The sequence below is a fragment of the Pseudoalteromonas sp. S3776 genome, from assembly GCF_005886915.1.
Taxonomy (GTDB): Bacteria; Pseudomonadota; Gammaproteobacteria; order Enterobacterales; family Alteromonadaceae; genus Pseudoalteromonas.
In genome coordinates this window covers 1-406 of sequence record NZ_PNCU01000189.1, presented here as the reverse complement: position 1 = coordinate 406, position 406 = coordinate 1, and the positions used below count along the sequence as shown (strand labels likewise).

General features: G+C 34.5%; 1 protein-coding gene. It reads left to right on the top strand.

Going from position 1 to position 406, the window contains the following annotated elements; translation table 11 throughout:
* Positions 1-124: 124 nt before the first annotated feature.
* The coding region (locus tag CWC16_RS19580; RefSeq protein ID WP_138542700.1) for a deoxyribodipyrimidine photo-lyase at positions 125-406 on the top strand (282 nt) is incomplete at its 3' end.

Below are 406 nucleotides of genomic sequence, written 5' to 3'. Positions count from 1 at the left end.
AGCATTGAATCGCAGGGTTGAATTCCGCGTTCAGGAATAGCACTATTGTTGATATTTAAAAATACACCAACACTACTGATGGGGTATTTTTTTATCTATTCTCAAAATAAGTTGTTGTATTGCTATGAAAAAGGAAATTGCTATTTGCTGGTTTCGTAGAGATCTTCGCTTGGCAGATAATTCCGCTTTGTATCAGGCATTAAAATCAGGGTATCCGGTATTACCTGTTTTTATTTTCGATAGAAATATTTTGAATAAGCTCGAGAATAAAGCAGATAGGAGAGTGGAATTTATACACGCTGCATTACATGATATGCAAGTACTGCTTCAAAATCTGGGTAGTACCTTAGAAGTTTTTTATGACTATCCTTTAGCAGTATATCAAAAGCTTTTTTCTCGATACACT